At 66.7% G+C, this 22,892-nt stretch carries 15 protein-coding genes; 6 read left to right on the forward strand and 9 right to left on the reverse strand.

Annotated features, from left to right (window positions below; all coding sequences use genetic code 11):
• The first annotated feature begins 81 nt into the window (after positions 1-81).
• Genes Q9R33_RS18975 through Q9R33_RS18995 form a run of 5 tightly spaced genes read left to right on the forward strand, consistent with a single transcriptional unit; the run spans position 82 to position 7,426 of the window.
• Positions 82-1,797, forward strand: a complete 1,716-nt coding sequence (locus Q9R33_RS18975; protein WP_311294744.1) for an IlvD/Edd family dehydratase — start codon at positions 82-84, stop codon at positions 1,795-1,797.
• A complete protein-coding gene (locus tag Q9R33_RS18980) occupies positions 1,784-4,633 on the forward strand; it encodes an FAD-binding and (Fe-S)-binding domain-containing protein (protein ID WP_311294745.1) in 2,850 nt (949 codons plus the stop codon). The genes Q9R33_RS18975 and Q9R33_RS18980 overlap by 14 nt, the downstream gene beginning before the upstream one ends.
• On the forward strand, positions 4,630-5,553 hold the full coding sequence (locus Q9R33_RS18985) for an SMP-30/gluconolactonase/LRE family protein (RefSeq protein ID WP_311294746.1): 924 nt from the start codon (positions 4,630-4,632) through the stop codon (positions 5,551-5,553). Before Q9R33_RS18980 ends, Q9R33_RS18985 begins: the two co-directional genes overlap by 4 nt.
• Complete coding sequence (locus tag Q9R33_RS18990; RefSeq protein ID WP_311294747.1) at positions 5,550-6,407, forward strand: fumarylacetoacetate hydrolase family protein; 858 nt, start codon at positions 5,550-5,552, stop codon at positions 6,405-6,407. The genes Q9R33_RS18985 and Q9R33_RS18990 overlap by 4 nt, the downstream gene beginning before the upstream one ends.
• The gene (locus Q9R33_RS18995) at positions 6,404-7,426 is read left to right on the forward strand and encodes an alcohol dehydrogenase catalytic domain-containing protein (protein ID WP_311294748.1); all 1,023 of its coding nucleotides are present in this window, start codon (positions 6,404-6,406) and stop codon (positions 7,424-7,426) included. The genes Q9R33_RS18990 and Q9R33_RS18995 overlap by 4 nt, the downstream gene beginning before the upstream one ends.
• 55 nt (positions 7,427-7,481) lie before the next feature.
• Here the strand turns inward: Q9R33_RS18995 and Q9R33_RS19000 are convergent, their stop codons facing one another.
• Positions 7,482-8,348 (reverse strand): 3-hydroxyacyl-CoA dehydrogenase NAD-binding domain-containing protein, encoded by an 867-nt coding sequence (locus Q9R33_RS19000; protein ID WP_311294749.1) that lies wholly within the window; start codon positions 8,346-8,348, stop codon positions 7,482-7,484.
• A gap of 397 nt (positions 8,349-8,745) precedes the next feature.
• Here Q9R33_RS19000 and Q9R33_RS19005 point away from each other — a divergent pair, with 397 nt between their 5' ends.
• On the forward strand, positions 8,746-9,522 hold the full coding sequence (locus tag Q9R33_RS19005) for an IclR family transcriptional regulator (protein ID WP_311294750.1): 777 nt from the start codon (positions 8,746-8,748) through the stop codon (positions 9,520-9,522).
• 138 nt (positions 9,523-9,660) lie between these two features.
• Here Q9R33_RS19005 and Q9R33_RS19010 read toward each other — a convergent pair whose 3' ends face one another.
• From Q9R33_RS19010 to Q9R33_RS19045, 8 genes are all read right to left on the reverse strand, one after another.
• Positions 9,661-12,282, reverse strand: coding sequence for a family 78 glycoside hydrolase catalytic domain (locus tag Q9R33_RS19010; RefSeq protein WP_311294751.1), 2,622 nt, complete (start codon positions 12,280-12,282; stop codon positions 9,661-9,663).
• A gap of 132 nt (positions 12,283-12,414) precedes the next feature.
• The gene (locus Q9R33_RS19015) at positions 12,415-13,581 is read right to left on the reverse strand and encodes a serine hydrolase domain-containing protein (RefSeq protein ID WP_311294752.1); all 1,167 of its coding nucleotides are present in this window, start codon (positions 13,579-13,581) and stop codon (positions 12,415-12,417) included.
• 13 nt (positions 13,582-13,594) lie between these two features.
• Positions 13,595-16,027 (reverse strand): glycoside hydrolase family 2 TIM barrel-domain containing protein, encoded by a 2,433-nt coding sequence (locus Q9R33_RS19020; protein ID WP_311294753.1) that lies wholly within the window; start codon positions 16,025-16,027, stop codon positions 13,595-13,597.
• Between the two features lie 84 nt (positions 16,028-16,111).
• Positions 16,112-18,235, reverse strand: coding sequence for a hypothetical protein (locus Q9R33_RS19025; protein ID WP_311294754.1), 2,124 nt, complete (start codon positions 18,233-18,235; stop codon positions 16,112-16,114).
• 155 nt (positions 18,236-18,390) lie between these two features.
• Positions 18,391-19,659, reverse strand: a complete 1,269-nt coding sequence (locus Q9R33_RS19030) for an extracellular solute-binding protein (RefSeq protein ID WP_311294756.1) — start codon at positions 19,657-19,659, stop codon at positions 18,391-18,393.
• An 87-nt stretch (positions 19,660-19,746) separates the two neighbouring features.
• Positions 19,747-20,571 (reverse strand): carbohydrate ABC transporter permease, encoded by an 825-nt coding sequence (locus Q9R33_RS19035; RefSeq protein WP_056368533.1) that lies wholly within the window; start codon positions 20,569-20,571, stop codon positions 19,747-19,749.
• On the reverse strand, positions 20,568-21,539 hold the full coding sequence (locus tag Q9R33_RS19040; protein WP_082496981.1) for a carbohydrate ABC transporter permease: 972 nt from the start codon (positions 21,537-21,539) through the stop codon (positions 20,568-20,570). The genes Q9R33_RS19035 and Q9R33_RS19040 overlap by 4 nt, the downstream gene beginning before the upstream one ends.
• A gap of 301 nt (positions 21,540-21,840) precedes the next feature.
• Positions 21,841-22,872: a LacI family DNA-binding transcriptional regulator gene (locus Q9R33_RS19045; protein WP_056368535.1), complete on the reverse strand. Its 1,032-nt coding sequence runs from the start codon at positions 22,870-22,872 to the stop codon at positions 21,841-21,843.
• Positions 22,873-22,892 lie beyond the last annotated feature (20 nt).

Genomic DNA, 22,892 nt, shown 5'->3' on the forward strand with positions numbered 1-22,892 from the left:
GATGGACGTGAAGCCCGCCGAGGATGTGAGCTATACTACCCGCATTCCATATGTTTGATTAGCTTTCCGAAAGTTGGAATGATGGCCGCACCTCGCAGCTCCGCGTGGTATTCGGGTGATGACCGGAACGCGTACATCCATCGGGCGTGGATGCGTCGTGGGGTGCCCGCCAGTGCGTTCGAGGGGCGTCCGCAGATCGCGATCGCGAATACGGCGTCGGATCTCACGCCATGTAACTCGCACCTCGATGAGGTGGCGCAGTCGGTGAAGAACGGCATCTACGAGGCGGGTGGTATTCCGCTGGAGCTGCCGGTGGTGTCGCTGGGGGAGACGCAGGTGCGCCCAACGGCGATGCTGTGGCGCAACATGGCGGCGATGGCGACCGAGGAGATGCTGCGCGCGAACCCGATCGACGGTGTCGTGTTGCTCGGTGGGTGCGACAAGACGATCCCGGCACTGCTGATGGCGGCGGCATCCGTCGATCTCCCTGCGGTGGTGGTGCCGGGTGGGCCGATGCTGACGGGTCATTTCCGCGGTGAGGCGCTGGGGTGCGGCACGGATGTGTGGCGGCTGTCCGAGGAGGTGCGTGCGGGCTCGTTGAGCGAGGAGATGTTCCTGCGCAGCGAGTCGTCGATGATTCGCTCGAAGGGCCACTGCAACACGATGGGCACCGCCTCGACGATGGCGCTCGTGGCGGAGGCGCTCGGCACGATCATCCCCGGCCTCGCGGGGACCCCCGCCCCCGATGCGCGGCTGCTGGAGGCGGCGCACGAGACGGGTCGTCTGGCGGTGCAGCTGGTCGCTGAGGACCGGCGCCCGTCGACGTTCCTGACGAAGGGGAGCTTCCACAACGCGATCGTGGCGCTCGCCGCGATCGGCGGGTCCACGAACGCGGTCGTGCATCTCCTGGCCATCGCAGGGAGGCTTGGCATCGACCTGACGATCGACGACTTCGACCGGATCGGTGCCGAGGTCCCGTTGCTGGTGAATCTGCAGCCCGCGGGCCGGTACCTCATGGACGACCTGTACCGGGCAGGCGGCTTCCTCGCGGTGATGCGGGAGGTGCGCGACCTGCTCGACCCCGTGGCGCTGACCGTCACAGGCAAGCCGTTCGTCGACTATCTCGAGGATGCCCGGATTTGGGATGCCGAGGTCATCACCCCGCGCGACAGCCCGTTGCAGCCGGCTGCCGGCATCACCGTGCTGCGCGGCTCCCTCGCCCCGGGGGGCGCGATCATCAAGCCCGCCGCCGCATCCCCGCACTTGCTGAAGCACCGCGGTAAGGCGGTGGTGTTCGATTCGGTGGAGGACTTCCACGCCCGCATCGACGACCCTGACCTCGACATCGACGCGGACAGCGTGATGGTGCTGCGCGGGTGCGGGCCGAAGGGCTACCCGGGCATGCCCGAGGTCTCGAACATGCCCTTGCCGCAGAAGCTTCTCGCACAAGGTGTGCGCGACATGGTGCGCATCTGCGATGGCCGTATGTCCGGCACTGCGTACGGCACGGTCGTGCTGCACGTGACCCCTGAGGCCGCCGCGGGCGGGCCCCTGGCGCTCGTGCAGACGGGGGACTGGATCGCGCTCGATGTGCGTGCCGGGCGACTCGAACTCGACGTCCCGGCCGACGACCTGGCCGCCCGCACCCCCAACCAGGCGACCCTGGACGCATACGCGGCCCCGGCCCGCGGATGGCAGCGGCTTTACGTGGATCACGTGCTGCAAGCCGATCAGGGTGCCGACCTCGACTTCCTCGTCGGTTCGTCGGGATCGAAGGTGTCGCGTGAGTCGCACTGACCACGGCGTCGGCGCCGCGGGCTCCACGACGCTTGCGCCGGTCGATGCTGCACTGGTTGCTGCCATCGAGGCGGCCGGCGCCGCCGTGGGCACGCGCGCAACCGATCGGCTCGCTGCCGCACACGACGCGTCGCACTACCTGCTCACTCCGCAGGCTGTGGTGACCCCGACCGATGTAAACGAGGTCGCACGGGTGATGGCCGCAGCCCGGTCGGTGGGCGCGCCGGTGACGTTCCGCTCCGGCGGCACGAGCCTGTCGGGCCAGGCCGGCACCGATCAGCTGCTGATCGACACGCGCCACCACTTCCGCCGCATCGACGTGCTCGACGGCGGAGAGCGGGTGCGAGCGCAGCCGGGCGCCACGGTGCGTGCTGTCAACGCGCGGCTCGCCCGTCACGGACGCAAGCTCGGGCCGGATCCGGCGAGTGAGATCGCGTGCACGATCGGCGGGGTGATCGCGAACAACTCCTCAGGGATGTCGTGCGGCACCCACGCGAACGCGTACCGCACCCTCGAGTCCGCGGTCCTCGTGCTGCCGTCCGGCACGGTGATCGACACCGGCGCCCCTGATGCCGCGGGGAGGTTCGCCACCGCTGAGCCGAAGATCCACGCCGGACTCATCGCCCTGCGCGACCGCATCCGTAGCGACCCCGCGTCGGTCGGGACGCTGCGGACGCTGCATACGATCAAGAACACGATGGGCTACGGGCTGAACTCGTTCCTCGACCACGAAGAGCCGCTCGACATCCTCACCCACCTGATCGTCGGGTCCGAGGGCACGCTCGCGTTCGTGGCACAGGCCACTTTCCGCACCCTGCCCGTGAAGCCGAACCTCGCCACCGGGCTGCTGATGTTCGCGAACCTGAGCGACGCGACGGCCGCCCTCCCGGCGCTGGTGGAAGCGGGATTCGCGACGATCGAACTGCTGGATGCCGCATCCCTGCGTGTCGCGCAGCACGATCCCGAGGCGACCGCGGAGCTTGCTGGTCTCGTTGTCGTCGACCACGCCGCGCTGCTGGTCGAGTTCCAAGAGGAGTCCGCGGACACCCTCGGCGTCCGCACGGCCGCGGCAGCTCCCGTGCTCGCGGGCCTGCCGCTCGTGCAGCCGGCGACGTTGACGACGGATGCCGCGACCCGGGTGCAGCTGTGGCACATCCGCAAGGGCCTGTTCACCGCCGTCGCCGGTGCCCGCCCGTCGGGCACGACCGCGCTGCTGGAAGACATCGCTGTGCCGGTGGAACGCCTCGGCGAGACGTGCGAGCGGCTGATCGAGATGTTCGACCGATACGGGTATCAGGGGAGTGTGATCTTCGGTCATGCGAAGGACGGCAACATCCACTTCCTCATCAATGAGCAGTTCGATGACGCCGAGAAGCTGGCACGGTATGAAGCGTTCACCGAGGACATGGTGGCTCTCGTGCTCGCGCAGGGCGGGACGCTGAAGGCCGAGCACGGCACCGGCCGCATCATGGCACCGTTCGTGCACCGGCAGTACGGCGACGAGCTGTACGAGGTGATGTGGGAGGTCAAGCGCCTCATCGACCCGGACATGACACTCAACCCCGGGGTGCTCCTCACCGACGACCCACAAGCTCACACCCGGCACCTGAAGACGGCGCCGACGGTGGAGCCCGAGGTCGACCGGTGCGTGGAGTGCGGGTACTGCGAGCCAGTGTGCCCATCGAAGGATGTCACCCTCACCCCGCGGGAGCGGATCGTGCTGCGGCGCGAGCTGCAGCGCGCCCGCGACCGTGGCGACGACCAGCTCGCACGCACCCTCGAGCACGAGTACGGGTACGACGGTGTGCAGACCTGCGCGGTCGACGGCATGTGCCAGACCGCATGCCCGGTGCTCATCAACACCGGCGACCTCGTTCGCCGCCTCCGCAACGAGAACCAGAACGCCGTCGCACAGGCGGGATGGAACCTCGCTGCGAAACAGTGGGATGCCGTCAGCACCATCGGCGGCGTCGCGCTGAGCGTCGCGAACGCGGTGCCCACCGCGCTGCCGGCGCTGGCGACGAAGGTCGGCCGCGGCATCCTGGGCGACGACACCGTGCCGCTCTATTCCGAAGATCTCCCCGGCGGCGGCAAGCGCCGTCGCGTGATCACCGCGACCGAGCCGGTGGCGGTGTTCTTCTCGTCGTGCACGAACACGATGTTCGGGCCGATCGGTGGCGACGGAGCGGCCGAGTCGTTCCTGCGCCTGTGCGAGCGCGCCGGCGTGCAGGTCGCGACGCCGGATGACCTGACGTCGCTGTGCTGCGGAACCCCATGGAAGTCCAAGGGCCTGTCCGATGGCTATCGCACGATGACGGACCGGGTCGCCTCATCCCTGGCCCGCGCCACCGACGGCGGCAGGCTGCCTGTGGTCTGCGACGCGTCATCGTGCACCGAAGGTCTCCAGGTGCTGCTCGACGCGGCCGACCAGGCCGACGTCACCGTCGTCGACGCGGTCGCGTTCATCGACGAGCGCGTCCTTCCGCACCTCCCCGCGGGCGAGAAGGTCGCATCCGTCACCGTGCACCCCACGTGCTCCTCCACCCATCTCGGCATCAACCCCGCACTCACCCGCGTCGCCGCAGCCGCGGCCGAGCGGGTGGTCGTGCCCGAGGACTGGGGATGCTGCGGCTTCGCCGGCGACAGGGGGATGCTGCATCCCGAACTCACCCGCGCCGCGACCCGTCCGGAAGCCGCCGACGTGGAGGCTGCGGCATCCGACGTGCACGCCTCCCTCAACCGCACCTGCGAGCTGGGCATGACCCGCGCCACCGGCCGGCCGTATCGTCACATCCTGCAGGTGCTCGACGACACCCTCACGGAGACCACCGGATGACCCCTTACGCAACCGTCCCCTCGCTCGGCACTCCGCGTGTGGCCACCGCAGTCTCGCACTTCCTCGCCGAGGGCCCCGTGTGGGATCCGTTTCGCGGCCGCATTCTGTGGGTCGACATCCTGGCCGGTGACGTCTACGTGGGCAGGTTCGCTCACGGCGGTGCCATCGACATCGACGAGAAGGTGCCGTTTCCCGACACCGTCGGCGCCGTCGCTGTGTCGGCGGCAGGGGAGTGGCTGGTCGCCGGCACCCGTCGGCTCTACACGCGCGGCGTCGACGGAGGGATCACCGCAGGCCCTGAACTCATCGATGTCGACGACCGGCGGTTCAACGACGGAAAGCCCGACCCCGCCGGCCGTTTCGTCGTCGGCACCAAAGGCCCCGGCGACGAACTCCTGCTCCAGGTCGACCCGGACGGCACCGGCGTCGTGCTCGACGACGACCTGGGCCTGTCGAATGGTCTAGGGTGGACCGGCGACGGACGCACCCTCTACTCGATCGACACGCTGAGGCGCCGCATCCACGTCCGCGCCTACGACCCCGCCACCGGGGCGACCGGCGTCCGCCGGGTGTTCGTGGAGTTCACGCAAGGGTATCCCGACGGGATGACCGTCGACAGCGAAGACCACCTGTGGGTGGCACTGTGGGGCGAGGGACGCGTCGTCCGCATCTCACCGGCAGGCGACATCGTCGGCACAGTCGAGGTGCCTGCGCCGCACACCTCATGCCCGGTGTTCGCAGGCCCCGACCTCGACACCCTCATCATCACCACCGCCACCGAGGGCATGAGCCCCGAGGATCTCGCCGCCCACCCCCTATCGGGACGCCTGTTCACCGTGCGGACCGGACACCGCGGCATCCACCCCAATCTGTGGGCCGGAACCCCGCAGCCCACCCCACACCTGGAGGAAACCCCATGAAGCTGCTGCGCATCGGCGCACCCGGCGCCGAGAAGCCCGCCGCCCTGGTCGGCGATAACCACTACGTCGACCTATCTGACGTCGTCACCGACTTCGACGAGGCGTTCTTCGGCGCCCGCGGGCTGGACCGCATCGCGCCGATCATCGCCGAGCGTGCCGCCACCGGCGGCGAGCCCATCGGCGACCAGCGCATCGGCGCCCCGATCGCCCGCCCGCACCAGATCATCTGCGTCGGCTTGAACTACTCCGACCACGCCGCCGAGACCGGCCAGGCGGTTCCCAGCGAGCCGATCCTGTTCACCAAGTCGCCCAACACCCTCGTCGGACCCAACGACGATGTGCGCATCCCGCGCGGCGCGACCAAGCCCGACTGGGAGGTCGAGCTCGGCATCGTGATCGGCAAGCGCGCCAGCTACCTCGACACCGTCCAGGACGCCCGCGACCACATCGCCGGGTGGGTGCTCGTCAACGACGTCTCGGAGCGCGCCTTCCAGATGGAACGCGGCGGACAGTGGCTCAAGGGCAAGTCCGCCGAGACCTTCAACCCCGCGGGACCCTGGCTCGTCACCCAAGACGAGGTCGAGAGCGTGACCGACCTGGGCATGTGGCTCGATGTCAACGACGTGCGCCGCCAGAACGGGTCGACTTCGACGATGATCTTCGACCCGTACTTCATCGTCCACTACATCAGCCAGTTCATGGTGCTCGAACCCGGCGACCTCATCAACACCGGCACCCCTCCCGGCGTTGGCATGGGCCTAACCCCCCAGGTCTGGCTCCAGCCCGGGGACATCATGTCTCTCGGCATCGACGGACTGGGCACCCAGCGTCAGACGGTACTCGCACCGCGATGAGGGCGCTCGTCATCACCGGCCCGGGCCGGGCCGAGGTGCAGGACGTCGACCCCCCCGCCGCTGCGCCCGGCGAAGTTGTTGTCGACGTCCGGCGGGCGGGCATCTGCGGCACCGACCTCGAACTGTTCACAGGCGAGATGGCCTACTACGCCACGGGCCACACCACCTATCCCGTTCGGATCGGACACGAATGGATGGGGGCCGTCTCGGCCATCGGCGACGGAGTGGATGCCTCGTGGCTGGGCGCCCGCGTGACCGGTGACACCATGCTCGGCTGCGGTGCCTGCCGCCGCTGCCTGAACGGGCTCCAGCACGTGTGCGAATCTCGTGGCGAACTCGGGGTGCGCGACGGACGCCCTGGCGCCCTCGCCGAGCAGGTCGCCGTGCCGGTCACGTCCCTGCACCGCCTGCCCGACACCGTCGACGATGCGATGGGCGCCATGGTCGAACCCGGCGGCAACGCCTACCGCTCCGTTGGAGCCGCCGATCTGAAGCCGGGCGACCGGTGCCTTGTCCTCGGTCCGGGCACGATCGGACTTCTCTGCGGGCTCTTCGCGAGGGCGGCAGGTGCCGAAGTGCACCTGCTCGGGCGAAGCGAGCGCTCTTTGGCCTTCGCGAGGTCACTCGGCTTCGCCGGGGTGTGGACTGAGGATGAGCTGCCTCATCTGCCATGGGACGCCGTCATCGAAGCGTCCAACGCCAAGCACCTGCCCGCACGGGCACTCGACCTCGTCGAGCCCGGAAAGCGTGTCGTCTACGTGGGCCTCGCCGGCACCCCCAGCCTCATCGACACCCGGGACCTCGCGCTCAAAGACGTCACCGCCGTCGGCGTCCTGAGCGCCTCGCCAGGTCTCGCGGGGACGATCGCTTCCTACGCGGGCGGAGAGGTGGATCCCCGCGCCCTGATCGCGGCTACCGTGACTCTGGATGAGCTGCCCGCGATCCTCGCCGGCGCGCGATCCGAGGGCGCGGGACCCGGTCCCAAGACCCATGTGTCGATGAACGTCATAGGCGAGTGATCACATCCGTCTGGCCGGTCTGAACGAGCCGGCCAGACGGCGTGGTCTGCGGGGCTCAGAAGTCCCGCGCACTCGATCGCACGAGTTGGAAGATCTGATCCATCGTGTGGAAGGTCTTCCTGTCCGTCTCCGGGTCATGGGGGTAGAAGCCGTTTCCCGTCTTCGCGCCGAGGTGGCCGGTCCGAACGAGTGCGGCGAGAAGAGGACTGGGCTCGTTGGCGTTGCTCAGGCCCGGGAACAATCCGGCGGATACCTTCTCCCAGATGTCGAGCCCGCCGAGATCCGTGACGCCGATCGGCCCCGCGGCCGCCCACCGCGGCGCGAGCCCGGCCGCGACGATGTCATCGATGGCGCGCGGTGAGGCGATGCCCTCCTCCACGAGGGCAAGAGCCTCACGAAGGAGCGCGGCTTGCAGGCGATTTGCGACGAATCCGGGAACCTCTCGCTGCAGGAGCACAGGATGCCGGCCCATTCGGTTGAGGAGGTCGACGATCTCGGCGGTCGCAGACTCGGCGGTCGCCGGCCCCGGCACGATCTCAACCAAAGGCACGAGCTGCGGGGGATTGAAGAAGTGTGCAACGAGGAAACGCTCGGGATTCCTGACCGAGGGTGCGAGGACGCTCGGCATGAACGTGGAGGTGTTGGAAGCGAGGATTCCGTCCGCGTAAGTCGACATCTCCGCGAGGACGGTGCGTTTCACATCGAGGTCCTCCGCCACTGCTTCGATCACGACATCGGCGTCTTGGACGCAGTCCCGGATGCTGGACGAGATCGTGAAGCTGCCGTGATCGGACCACGACTGTTCTGGGGAGACCGAAACTCGACGGGAGTCGAAGCCGCGGACTTCGCAGTTGTTCGCCGCGAAGAGGTGTGCGAGAGCGAGGCCCATCGTCCCCATCCCCACGATCCCGACGACGGTCATGCGTCGACCTCCGCGGCTCTCGCGCGACACGCGGCGTCGCGCCGCGAATCTCCTCGGGCACCTGCCTCAGCGGCCGGTCGAAGGGTTGCGCCGGTCGATGTGCAACTGTCAACGGTCATCATGATGAGATCTCGCCTTGCGTTAAGTGGAATGCTCTTCCGTATAGAAGAATAGATGATGGCGGCGGTCACCCGCCATTGGGGGTTGTGGTCAAGCGTATGAACACGGGAGTGGTGAGTCACCGGTGGTGGGCGGGCCGAGCCGGTTCCCGTGCCGGCGCGCGCTCAGCGGGCTGTGCACGTCGCCTGCACACACCGGATAACCTGACTGGACACGTACTTAGGAGAGCGCGGCGACTCGGAGCTCGGTGCGCCCGCAAGCCGTCACGGGGAGACAAATGACAGCCGGGGCTGATGACGAGCGGCTCGTCGGCGCTGACAGAGTCCTGGCGGTGATGGCGGCACTTGCCGAGCACCCTTCTGGGGCGACCCTCGAGGACGTGGCACAGCATGTCGGCGCCACCAAATCGACCGTTCATCGAGCGCTGGCAACGCTGCGACGGGCGGGTATGGCGATGCAGCTTGGACGAGGTGTCTACATCCTCGGGGATGAGTTCTACCGGCTCGCCTTCAGCAGCTATGCGGCACGGCCAGAGCGAGCGCTCATCCAGCCGGCGATCGAAGAACTCGCACGAAGGTTCGGCGAGACGGTGCATTATGCGGTCTTGGACGGTCAAGAGGTGGTCTACAGGGCGAAGGTGGATCCGCCGACCGGGGCGATCCGGCTGACGTCGGTGATCGGTGGGCGCAATCCCGCATACGCCACGGGAGTCGGCAAGGTGCTGCTGGCTGACGCCGTGGGTTCAGAAGAGGAACTGCGAGCGCTGCTGGGCGATCACTACCCGCAGCGCACCCCACGGACTATCAGGACCGCGGAAGAACTCTGGTCAGATCTCGTCCGCACTCGCGAACGCGGGTACGGTGTGGACGATCAAGAAAGTGAGATCGGAATCAACTGTGTCGCGCTGCCTGTCAAGCTCGCCACGAACGCCCCCGCGATCGGTGCCGTCAGTATCAGCGCGCTCGCATTCCGCCGCCCCCTCGCGGAGCTCATCGAGCGGGTAGACGAGATACAGTCCGTCATCTCAACTCTCCGGGGCTCAGCCGCCGAGTAGGGAACTCGTCGCGCCGCGAGAGCACGTGTCCCGGCATCGGCCCATCGGGCCCGGGGCTCGTGTCGCACGCGAACCTGCGGCCATCGCGTGTCGGCGCAGGCGGCCTTGGTTTCTGGTCGTACCGGACCTCCCTCGGAGCTACTTGAGCAGCAGCTGGTGCGTACCCGGTCGCAGCTCCTCTTCATTTCCGGCGACCGTGACGTCCGCGACCGATCCGACCGGAACCTCGACGCGCAAGAGAAGTCCACCTTGGCCGCGTTCCCAGGACACCGCGGCCTTCCCGCGCGGGGTGTGGTGATGGATTCTCGCGCCCGTGACTCGTTCGTCAGCCAGAGGCGACACCTCGAACCGCGTCCACCCGGGGGCGGTGAGCCGCATCCCGCCGACGCGTTGTTGAATCCATGACGCAACCGAGCCGAGGAAGTAGTGATTTCTCGAGCGGGCATCGGGATCCCACGACTCCAGCAGAGTCGCTTCGCCGTTGTCGAACCACACTCCCCAGCCCGGACGGGTCCGTTGCGTGAGGACGGTGAGCGCAAGATCATCACGGCCGGCTGCAGTGAGCACCGGCAGAAGGTGTCGGACGCCGATCGCACCGACATCCAGGTGACCGTCTGTCCGCTGCTCAAGATCGTTGATCAGACTGGTGCGCACCGACGCGACATGTTCGGCGGGAACGGCGTTGAAGGCGAGCGGAAGAACATTGAGCACTTGCCGGTATCCCACGCCGTCCACGGAATAGTACCCCTGGGTCTCATCGAAGTAGGCGTGGTGGTATGCCGCGACGGTGGATCGGGCCGCCCGTGCGTAGCTGGCCGCGCGGTCGTCATCCATCTCCTCGAGGATCGACGCCGTGTGCTGGAGCACGGTGACGGCCATCATGGTGGCCGTTGGAGCCATGCCTTCAGGGGGGATCGCGTACCCAGGCGCGAGCCAATCGCTCCAACTCCGGTCTGTCCAGAGGCCACCGTCGGTTCTGCTGAGCAACTGGTCTGCGAAGCGCACGATCATCGGTGCGTACCGCTCTAGCACAGCGATGTCGCCGTACTCGCGGTACAGGTACCAGGGGACCAGTACCGCGGATGCTGCCCAAGCCGGATCGGAGTCGCGCATCGTGCCCGGGGTCGGAACGATCTGGGGGACGGCTCCATCCTCCCGTTGCGCATCGACGTGGTCGTCCATCCACTTTCGAAAGGGCTGCCGCAGGTCGAAGTGGTGTAGGAGGGCTTCGGTCGCCAGGTGCGCGTCGGCGGTCCAGCCGTTCTTCTCGTAGATCGGGGTATCGGTGGGGATGCCGTGCAGATTGTTGCGGAATGTGCGGCCGAAGGCGGAATCGATCCAGCTGATGAGAGGGTCGCTCGCTTCGAACTCGCCCATCTCCTGCAAAGGCGTGTAGATCGGCACTGCTCGCACGTACTCGACTCGGAGGTCGCCGGTGACATCGACCTGCATCCACCGGAAACCGCGGTAGCCGAACTGCGGTTCCCATTCGTATGCGGTCACCGGGGCATCGATGATCAGCACGTCGACCTGGGCGTCTCCGGCGATGAGGACGTTGTTGCAGATCACCCGTCCAGCATCATCCCGCTGTTCCCCCGAGACCACACGAACTGTGCCGCTGCTCCCCGCGACGACACAGCGAACGCGACCGGTAATGACGGACCCGAAGTCCAGCACGGATCCGCCGCTGTCCAAGGTCTCGATGACAACGGGCGGCACCGGGGGATGGGCCGTAATCGGCTGATGGTGCGCTTCCGTGAGGGCGCCGCGCGGCGCGCTGACCACCGTGACCGGAGACCACTTCATCTCTTCATCGCCCACGCGCCATGTCTCGCCACCGAACAGCAGGTCCTTCTCCACGGGCCCGGACGTGGTCTCCCAATGCGGTCCGGTCATGAACTCCAGGGACCGGCCGTCGCTATAGGCGACGTCGAGGCGGGCGAGGGCTGCCGGTTCCCTGTGCCAGGGCGCGACATTCCACCCCCAGATATCTCCACCGCGGGCCGAGTAGCGCTCTCGGCCGGCATCGATGAGAATCTCGTTTCGGCCCTGGCGGAGCAGGTGACCGACGGGCCATGTGCGATAGAGAATCGTCTTGTCGTAATCAGTGACGGCCGGACCGATCGCTTCGTTGCCGACCCGATGCCCGTTTATGCGGACCACTCCGCACCCTAGAACCACCGCGGTCAGGGTCGCGTCTTGGACCGAACCTTCGACGGTGATCGTGCTGCGGAACCATGGGTTCGGGGCAGGATCCGTCTCGACGGCGAGGAGACGGGTCCCGGGCACCGGCTGCCCGTCACGTGTGGCCTGTCCGAGCACTGAATTGGGGGATACACCGTCATCGCTGTGAGGTGCGGCATCCGCGGTATGCCATCCTGTGGTGCCTTGCTCGGCGCGGAGAACCAGCCGGTAGTGTCCAGCCGGTGCCGAGACCGGAAGTTCGACGAGCTGTCCGAACCAGTCCCAGATCAACTGCGGGCCCTGCACGGTCCGGTCAGTGATGAGCGTGCCGTCGACGGACTCGAGGCGGAGGGTGAAGCGCGTATGGGCCGAGTAGGGGTCATCCACATCGCCCGGACCCGCCACGTCGACAGTGACCGCAGTGATCGGCCCGGACACATCGAACTCCTGGGCGATCTCGCCTCCTTCGTCCACCCAGTCGATGCGAGCGCGCCGATTCTCACGCGTTATGCGCTGGCTCGGCGGTACCGCACGCGAAATCCACTCGGCGCCGCGGAACGGATCGGTGTCAGTCATTGCGTTACTCCGGTTGGGGGGGGGGTACAGCGCCACGAGGTCAGCGGGCGCGGACTCCGCGAGCGCTGCACATGACGTCGGGGGAAACGAAGGCCCGCCTTGGTCTCGGTTGCCAGCTGCGAGGGCAGCTCGCTATCCGAGTGCGTCGCGGAGGGCAGCCGTCACGCTGATCCCACGATCCATGTCCAGCATCCGATTGGTCACGTAGGCGAATCCCACGCGGGCGTCGGGATCAGCGAATGCCACCTGACCACCGGCGCCGTCGTGCCCGAACGACGCCGGGGTGAGGTAGGGGTCCCAGTCGGTGGGGATCATCACCCCCGCGCCCCACGCCTGGTACGGAGCCGGACCACTGTTGAAGAACGGGAGCCCTGCACTGCGAGGCCTCGCCATCGCCTCGGCAGTCTCCGTGGTCCATAGCCGCACACCGCGGGTCTCGGCGACGGTGGCTGACCAGATGCGTGCGAGACCCGTCGCGCTCGAAATCGCGCCGGCTCCGCCGATCTCCGCGGCGTGCAGGTCACGCCGGTTGAAACCGTCCGCTGGACCAAGGAGGTCGGCTTCCAGGGCACCGCCCAGCGTGACCGCCCTCTCAAGCCACTCCGCATCGGGATTCTCATCTCCGGGCGGCGGCCAGGCGACAGCGGGCTGACCTTGAACGAGCCGGGCCACCCGCGGTTCGAGGTCGCCGGGAAGGCCGAGCCAGGTGTCTGCCCCGAGAGGCTCGGCAACCTCGGCGGCGAGGAACTCGCCGAGCGAACGGCCCGATATCCGGGCGATGATCTCGGCAGTGATCGCTCCCACCGTCACCGCGTGATACTGGTGCGCCGCTCCCGGCGTCCAGAAAGGCTTCTCAGCGGCGATGATGCGCGCGAACTCGGCGCCGTCGAGGAGCTGCTCGAGTGTGACGTCGACCCGGGGCGCTGGGACCCCGGCGCGGTGCGCGAGCGCATCGCCGACGGAGACTCGGCCCTTGCCGTGAGCTGCGAACTCGGGCCAGATGTCGGCGACCGGGACGTCGAGGGAAGGCAGGGCGCCGGACTCGAGCAGGCGTCCGATGGCGATCGCCGCCAATCCTTTCGTGCACGAGAAGACGACGGTCAGCGTATCGGGTTGCCAGGGCGCCCCGGTGCGCTCATCGGCCGTGCCGCCTCGCGCCTCGATCACCGGCTGCCCGTCCAGCCACACGGACAAGGCGGCGCCGCTTCGGTCCGTCTCGGCGAGGGTCTTCGCGAACGCGTCGACGACGGGCGCGAATCGGTCCTCGGCGATCAGATCCACGGATACGTCGCGCGTCATGGCGTGCGTCCTCTCATGCTGGTATGGCCGGCCGTGCGGACACGGCGCGCAGATCAACTTTCACGGTGTCAAGCCGCTCGCTCGACACCGTGAGGACGATGGGTCCCTCGCCCGTCGGCCGTACGATCGCGAGCGCCCGTCCCTCGAACGTGGTGTGGCGGCCCGTCCGGTACCCCTCGGTTGTCGTCGGGCGGGCGCTGCCGAACCCCTGCAGGACCCCTGCGCCGTGCACCTCCGCGGTGACCTCGCGGTCGTCGCAGGTGATGAGCGTTCCGGCTGCATCGCGCAACTCGACGGCGACGAAGGCGAGGTCCCGATGATCGGCCGTCAACTCTCGGCGATCAGGGGTTGCCCGGAGAATCGTGGGCAGTGTTGCCGATCGCAGGGTGCTCCTGCCTTGCTCCTGGCCGCCGGAATATGCCACGGCGACCAGTTCGCCCTGCGCGTAGGGCACGTGGAAGGATGCCCGGAAGGCCACATCGCGGCCGGCGGGCTTTCGCCCGAGGACGTCGCCGTTGAGAATCAGCTCCACCTCGTCCGCGTCGGCGTACACCTCGACCGACATCGCTGTCCCCGCCTCGACGTTCCAGGTCCAGCTGCTTGTGGAGTCCTCCCACGCCCATTGTGTCGCCTGCGGCGCCCGCTGCCGCTGAGTGGGCCGCAGGACGGCGATGTAAGGCCCCGCTGCCAGCCCGTAGACGATCTCGCGATAGTACGACTGCGGCCTGCGGTATCCGGTGAGGTCGAGGTCGCCGCACCACGCAGCGATCCAGGGATATGCGCCGAGGAAGGTGTCCTTTTCGTCGGCGAACGCGTGACGTCCGAGGCCGACCTCGCCGAGATAATCGAAGCCGGTCCAGGTGAAGTCCCCGATCACATGCGGAAGATGCTCGACCAGGTCCCAGCCGAGCGCGATCTGCGCAGTGAACGTCTCGCTGCCGACGATGACGCGATTGGGGAAGAGGTCACGATCTCGTTCGTACCGCGCTTCGCCGTAGTTCATGCCCGCGACGTCGAGGACGGAGAACGACTCCTCCGTGCGTCGGGTGACGAAGTCTGCCGCGTTGAGCGGGTTGGCGATTCCGGTGTCATCGGCCAGGACGTCGTTCACGCCGGCAGCCGACTCGCGGCTGGTCGCAGTGAGAGCCTCCTCGAGCGTGGAGACGATGCCGTTGATCCCGTTCGTCACGTAGCGCGTGCTGTCCAGCGAACGCACCTTCTCGGCGATGCGCCTGCCGAGGGCCGAGCCGTGAGGATCACCCGTCTCGGGGATCTCGTTCCCGACCGAGTACATGATCACGCTCGGGTGGTTGCGGTCCTTGACGACCATGGCTTCGATGTCGCGTTCCCACCAATCCGTGAACGCCAGCGAGTAGTCGAATGCTGATTTCCCCTCCGCCCACATGTCGAACGCTTCGTCGATCACCAGCACGCCGAGCCGGTCGCAGGCGTCCAGTAGCGACGAGCTGGCGGGGTAGTGCGAGCTTCGGATGGCGTTGAAGCCCGCTGCCTTGAGCAGTTCGACCCGGCGTTCCTCGGCACGGCCGATCGTGGCGGCGCCGAGGATGCCGTTGTCATGGTGGACGCAAGCGCCGCGCAGCTTGATGACTTCGCCGTTCACGCGCAGACCGTGCACCGGATCGAGCTGAAGCCGACGGATGCCGAACACCACCGTCGACTCATCGATCGCGGCATCCTCGCGCGTCGCAGTGACAACGGCTCGGTAGAGGTGGGGATGGTCCACTCCCCAGAGTGCGGGCGTGTGCACGTACATTCGCAGTCGCGTCACGGCCGTCTCCGCAGCGCGGAGTGTGACGGGTGCTGTTCCCTGCGCGGACACGACATCGTCCGGTCCGACGAGCTGGACGCTGACGCGGACGCTGTCAGTCGCCGTGCTCTCGTTGGCTATCGTGACCGCGACCTCGACCGTGGTCACATCCTCACCGACGTCCGGTGTGGTCACCAGGACGCCGTCGCGCGAAATGTGAACGAGATCCGAAACGATCAGGTGGGTGTCGCGGAAGATCCCTCCGCCGCTGTACCAGCGGGAGTCGTCGTGCACCCTCGCATCCACGCGGATCTCATTAATCTCGCCGTACCGCAGGAAGGGGTCGAGCGCGACGGTGAACGAGGAGTACCCGTACGGCCGCTGACCCGCGAACGCCGAGTTGACGAAGACCATCGCGTCGCGGTAAATCCCCTCGAACACCAGCGACACGCGCTTGTCGCGCCATTCGACGGGCACATCGATCGACTTCGAGTACTCGAAGGCGCCGCCTGGAAAATAAGCATGCTCCGGTCTGTTCGTCGGGGCGCGGTCCAGGTCCAACACCGCGTCGTGGGGAAGAGTGATGGGGACGGCCTGCGGCCGACTTCCGCCGAGCGCGGCGAAGATGCTGGCCCACGGGCGCACCGTCCATCCGTCGTTGAAGGAGACCTGCGTCATCTGATTCCTCTCGCCCGCCCATCCCGGGCAGGGTCGTTCGGGCGAACGGGGCCGCCGCACCCGCGTGCGGCGGCCCCGTTGGTCTTATCGAGCCGCGATCGATTCGACCCCGCTCGTCTTGCCGGAGTTGTCGGTGGCGCGATACTCGATGACCAATTTCGAGCTTGTCGCTTTGATCGGTCCGGAATACGTCTGCCATGCGGATGGCGCGTCCCCCGGCTTCTTGATCGTGCGGTACTCGATCGCGGCGACTCCCGAGTAGTCGTCGGTGGCGATGAGAGACACCGCGTGCTTCTTGAGCACGGCCGTGACGACGGGCGCGGCGCCCTGGTGCACGACGACCCGGACCCGGTCGAGGTTCCGAACCTGCGCGTTGGGATCCCCGACGTCGCCCTCTCGATCCGCGGCCACGCGCGCGCCGGCGAAGACCGTACCCACGGTTGTGTAGGTGTGCGTGGCGCTGGTGGACACCTCATTCGCTGGAGTGCCGAATGGGGCGTCTTCGAAGGCGCCCGTTCCGAGATAGTCGAACGAAGTCTTCACGACCTGGCCGAGTCCGTCGGGAACGTTCGCGGTGAGGTCCAGCTTCACAGCTTGGCCGGTCTCAACGTCGGCTCGATCGTCGCCGCCGATGCTCAGGGCTGCGGTGGGCTGAATTCCGCCGCGGGTGTCGGCGTCGGAGCCGACGATGACCTGAGAGTCCCGGATCTCATACCGCGTGGACGGCGGCGCGGAGATGCCGTCCTCGACCCAGCTTGCCATGTCGCGCAGCGCTTGCTCGATCATGCCGTAGTAGTCGACGAGACTTGCCGCGCGTTCTCCGACCGTATCTGCTCCCTGGTGGTCGGCACGATCGTTGAAGTAGACCCGGTAGGACTCACCAGCCTCCGCGCCCAGGCTCTGCTCGACGCGTTGGCGGTACCAGTCGGTGTGCAACGGCAAAGCGTCGACGTCGTAGAGGTTGGACACGACGATGACCTTTCCGTTGACCGACCCGTCGAACGCGGTGTTTCCCGCCACCGAGCCGAAGCGCGGAGGTTCGCCCACGGCGCGCTGCGGGTAAAGCGGAGTGCCATCGGGGTTGCGGAACTGATCGAACGCGAGCCATCCCTGATCGGCTCCGGGAAGCTGGTAGCGGTAGGCGAACCGCTTGGCGATATTCCAGCGGTGCTCGACGGTGTCGCCCATCTTGACGAGTTCGGCGCGCACCCGTACGCCCAGCGGCGAGTCTTCAGCGCCGAGGTAGCCTGCGGTGTTCCAGAAGTCGTCGACGTATGTCGGGTCGTAGGACAGCGGCGTGTCGGAGTCCAGCCCGGTACCGAAGAATCTGCTGTCCCTTCCGAGCAGATAGTCGGGGTTCTCCCACGCTTTCCAGGGGATGCCGAGCAGGTGAAGCTCGGTGAGCATGGCGCGTTCAGCATCGTCGAGGGTCGCGTAGGGGTCGCCGCTTCCCCCGGGCATCAGCGCATCCCTGATTTCGTGGGCCTTGCCGGCGAGGATCAACTCGGCCGCGGACCGGCCGTTAGTGGGGTAGCTGTTGGGTTGCGGCACGGCCTGTACGACGGGCACGAACCCTTGCCAGACTCCTTCGACGTTCTCAGCGGCGCCGACTGTCTGCAGGGAACCACCGCTCAGTCCGTAGAGGTAGCCGAAGATCTCGCGGTCGCTGCCGTAATAGTCCTCCGCCAGGTCCTCTGCGAACTTCGCAGCTGCGGCCGCGTGCCGGTATCCCAGGGAAAGGAAGTCGTTTCCGGCTTGGACGACGTAGCCCCCGCTCGCCAGCCCGAATTCGATCGCGCGGTCGGCAGCCTGGGAAGTGTTCTCCCCAGGCGTGAACGTGATGGGGTAGGTGTACTGGAAGAATCGCCCGTCCCACTCATCCTTGTCCGGTCCGGGGTGAAGGTAGACGTTGAACTGGATGTTCGTGCCTTCGAAGTGGCCGGAGACGCGGTGGTGGGGGACGGGGGAGGTCTCGTCGATCTCGGTGTCGACGACCGGCTGCGCGTACAGCGGGTCACTGCAGTCGGCAGTGATCTGCCAGGCCCCGGCCGCGTCCGGATAACAAGGAACCGGCTCATCGGCGACTGCTGCCGAGCTGGTCAGTGCGGTGGCGACGAGGGCGAGAGCAGTACCTGCGGCTGCAGCCCAATGGCGCGGAGTCCGCCTGCCAACGCGATCCTTCCGGGTTGTGGCAAATGAGTCGTTCACGTGATTTCAACTTCCTCGTTGATGGCGCAGCTCAAACCAGACTGCTCGGGTGGTGGCGACTGCCGTGCAAGGTGTCCCTGAGAGCACTGCATAGTGATTCCTCCGAGGGTGTCGCGGCCCACTTGGCGCGACACCCTCGGAGCCGGTCATGACGATTACTGCTTGTACGCGGCCTGCATGCTCTCGGCCACGCCCTCGGGGGTTGTGTTGCCGAGGAACATCGCCTGCAGCTGCTGATTCAGAGTCGACTGGACCTCGGTCTGCAGGGTCGGAAGCGGCGTGCCCTTGTTGTCGGCGATCAGAGCCGCGAACTCCTCGAGCTCGGCCGGCGGGGTGTACTGGTCATTGGGCAGAACCGGGACCGACTTGAAGCCGTCTGCATAGATCGCAGAGGCCTCGGGGGTGCCCATGAACTCAAGGAAAGCCTGGGCGGCTGCCGGATTCTTGGCCTTGGCGTTGATGGTGTTGACGAAGCCGGGCAGGGCAGTCACGAACGTCTCGCCATCGTTGTTCGCCGGCATGGGCGCGACGACGTAAGAGTTGTCAGGTCCGGCCGCTGTCACGGTCGCCAGGACGGCGCCGACATCGACGATTCCCAGCGCTTGACCGGCGGCGACGGCATTGCCGCCCTGCTCCCGGGACCGCCCGAGCGCACCTTCGCCGAAGCAGCCGGCATCCCAGAGGTCCTGCTGGATCTCGAAGATGTCGACCCACGGGGAATCCTGGTAAGTGATGTCTCCGCTCGCCAGCTGCTCGTCGAAATCAGGAATCTCCTGCTCGAGCAGCGTGGCGGTGTGCGCGAACGGGAACATCTGCGGTCCTGCGGCGGCTTCCCCGAGTCCCTGCGCATAGGCGTACACGCCGTTATCGGCCGCGTCGGCGCAGAGCTGAAGAACCTCGTCGAGGGTCGTGGGTACGGACAGGCCGAGCTCGTCCAGCTTCGACTGGTTGTAGATCGCGGCGAGGGGCTGCAGTGCGCCGGGATAGGCGTAGACCTTGCCGTCGTAGGAGAAGTCGGCCGCCCATGCCTCTGGGAGGTCCTCCGCCCAGGTCACGTCCAGGGGAAGGATCAGTCCGTTCGCGGCCAAGGGCGCCACGTTGTCCGCGTTGTCCTTCGGATCGCCGCCAGGGAACGATGTCAGGATGTCGGGAGCGGTGCCTCCTTGCAGCTGAGTCATGACGAGCTGGCCGATGTCCCCGCCCTGGTAGTCGAAGTCCACGGTGACGTCGGGGTACTCCTTTTCAAATGCTGCGGCGATCTCCTCGTACGTTTCCTGGAAGAAGGAGGAGAACACCCCGGTCAGTGTGCCGCTGACCTCGCCATCCGACGGGGCAGGCTCAGCACTCCCGCCCGAGCAGCCGGCGAGGGCAAGAGCGGTGATGGCTACAACGGATGTTGTCGCGGCCAGATTGCGGATCTTCATCGATCTAGTTCCATTTCTGTGAGTGCAGTGCTTGGTGGTCCAACCGGCCGGGCGCCGGCGGCTTGTGAGCGGGTTGCGTCATCTCGGTCAGCCCTTGAGGCCGCCCGCGAATCCTCGGATGACATACCGCTGGAAGATCAGGTAGAGCGTCAGGATGGGGATCATCGAGATGATCAGCGAGGCGAAGATGAGCGGCCAATTCGTTGTGTACTGGCCGACGAACTCGTAGATCGCCATAGGGATGGTGGACTGTCCACTTCCGGCCAGGTAGATCAGTGGCGTGAAGAAGTCGTTCCAGATGCCGACGCCATTGAGGATGAACACGGTTCCGATGGCGGGTCGAAGAAGCGGAACGACGACGTGCCAGAAGGTTTGCGCGTGGCTGGCGCCGTCGATGTGGGCGGCTTCCTCGTACTCGAGAGGGACGCTCGAGCGGAGGAAGGTCGTCAAGAGGAAGATCGAGAACGGCATGAACACGCCGGAGTAGATCACCACCAGTGCCCAGACTGTTCCGAGAAGCCCGAGGTCGCGCATCTGGATGTAGAGCGGGATCATGGCGAGCTGGAAGGGAAGAAGCAGCCCGATGAGGAAGGTGTAGAACGTGACGTTCGACCACCGCGAGGTCGACCGTGCCAGCGGATATGCAGCCATCGTCGCGAAAGTCAGCAGGAAGAGCGACGAGAGTCCTGTCACGAGAATGCTCATGACGATCGACTGCGGAAGAGACGAGCCGTTCCAGGCCTGAATGAAGTTGTCGATCGTCGGGCGCGTGCTCGGAAGCAGCCCGGACCCCAGATCGTCCGCCGGCTTGAGCGCCAGGTTGATGAGGATATAAACCGGGAACAGGAAGATCAGTGTCGTCAGGTAGGCGGTGCCGTTTGCGGCAATCCGCCCTCGGAGTGGCGTCTTCATGATGCGCTGCGCTCCTGCCTCCGCAGAACGCGGAACTGGATGATGGAGAGGATGGCCACACCGACGCTCAACACGACCGCGAGCGCCGCAGACCGGCCGTATTCACCGAAGTTGGAGAAGATCTGATAGATCAGCGTCGAGATGGTCTGTGTCTGGTTGCCGGGTCCGCCGTTGGTCAGCGAGATGATCTGATCGAAGATCTTGAGCCCGCCGATCAGGCCGATCATCAGGTTGATCGTGATGGCTGGTGCGAGGAGCGGTCTCGTGACGTACCAGAAGCGCTTCCAATAGCCGGCGCCGTCGAGCGCCGCTGCCTCATCGAGTTCTTGGGGAACGCCTTGCAGGCCGGCGAGATAGATGATCATCGTCGACCCGGTGAACTGCCAGATGACCGTGACGATGATGATCCACAGGGCCGATGTCGGGTTGCCGAGGAAGTCGACTTGCGGCAGACCTACGGCGTCAAGGAGCGCGTTGGCGGCGCCACTGCCGGGCGGGCCGAAGATGTACTTGAACAGGTAGCCGACCACCAGTGACGACACCACCATCGGCGCGAAGATGATCGTACGCAGGACGTTGCGCCCGAATACCGCACCATGGAGCAGGAGCGCCAGCCCCAATCCGAGAACGTTCTGGCCGATCACGACGACGATCGCGATGAAGAGGGTGCGAACGGCAGCCGGCCCGGCCTCGCCCTGAAACGCCTTGACGAAGTTCTCGAACCCGACGAAGTCCGGGGGGGAGTTGAGGAACGACCAGTTGGTGAACGAAGAGAGCATGCCCACCACAGAGGGGACAACGACGACATAGGCGTAGGCCGCGATGGCGGGCAGTGCAAACCACCACAATCCGCGACCGACGGTGCTGGACCGGCTTCGCCTACGTCCCCTCAGGCTGTCCCGGGTGGAGCGCGGTGCGATACGCACCGGTGGTGTAGTGATGGTCACCTTTGACTTCTCTTCCGTCATCGAGGCGTTCCATTAGTTGGGACGCTGTTTCGGATTCGCTTGAGCGCTCGGCCAGACTAGATCTGGGATTCACCCTGCGCAACGACCGGCGATCTTATTGCGCAAACGTCCCGGCGTCGCCCGCTCGTTATGAAAGAGGCAGACTTCGTCTGGCCGCGGGCGGTCGGCATGATCTCCCCACCACAAGAGGGCTCGTGGGGTTCAGGGCAGCGTCGGGCACCTCGTCGGAGGTGTGCGAAACTCCGAGACCGCGGCGATGGTCGCTTGGTCCCTGGCTCCGTTCACCCGGGAGCGCCGCCTCTCACTCGCGATGAGACTGTGGTTTCGTCGATCCACGAACGATGAGGGTCGACGGGAGCTCGATCCGTTCGTAGCTCGGCCGGTCGTGCTGACGAAGCTCGGTGATCAGTTCGATCGCACGAGTCGCCATCTCTCGCAGCGGCTGACGCACGCTCGTCAAGGGCGGGTGCGCTTTGGCCGCCCGGGGCTCGTCGTTGAAGCCGACAACGTTGACGTCGGCGGGGATGCGTTTGCCGGCGCGCGAGGCCGCGCGATACACGGCGAGCGCCATCTCATCGTTGCAGGCGAACACTCCGACCGGTGACTTGTCGCTGGCGACGAGATTCATGAGTTCGGCCGTCAGCGGGGCATCCGTCCAGCGCGAGTCGATTCGAACCACTTGAGCCCCGGGGCGGTTCTCTTCGATCGCGCGCCGGAAGCCCTCCTCGCGCGCTCGACCGAATCGAAAGGGCGGAACGCCCGACACCACGGCGAAGCGGTCCACTCCGCAGCTCGCGAGATGCGTCCCGGCGTCATATCCCCCCTGCCAGTCGGTGGTGCCCACACTCGGAAGTACGCCGTCAGGGTCCGATATCGGGTCGAGCAGCACGATCGGTATGCGCAGTCCGCGGATCTCGTCGAGCTGTCGGGCCGTCGGCTTGATGATGCCGATGACAACCCCCGACGGGCGCCGCGTGGCGACACGGGTCGGCCAGTCGTCCTGTGGATCAGGGCGTTCGAGGGTGAGCACGAGGTCGAATCCGAGGCGGAACGCCGCCTCGCGTGCGCCGGTCGTCATCGCATCGGTCCAGGCGTCGTCGAAGCCACCCAGGACGAATTCGATCAGCCTCGGGTCGAGGGTACTAGGCCGACCTCGCGTTCCCGGCGCCCGTTCGTAGCCGAGTGCTGCGGCCGCTTCGGCGACCCGCTCCCTAGTGGCGAGCGCAAGGTCGCCACGACCGGCGAGCACCCTGGAGGCCGTCGCCACCGACACCCCTGCGGCGTCGGCGACGTCTTTCAGCGTGACTGTGGGTTTCGTCTGCGGATCGACCATGATCCCTCCACTGTTGCGCA

Source organism: Microbacterium sp. PRC9, assembly GCF_031844125.1.
Classification (GTDB): domain Bacteria; phylum Actinomycetota; class Actinomycetes; order Actinomycetales; family Microbacteriaceae; genus Microbacterium.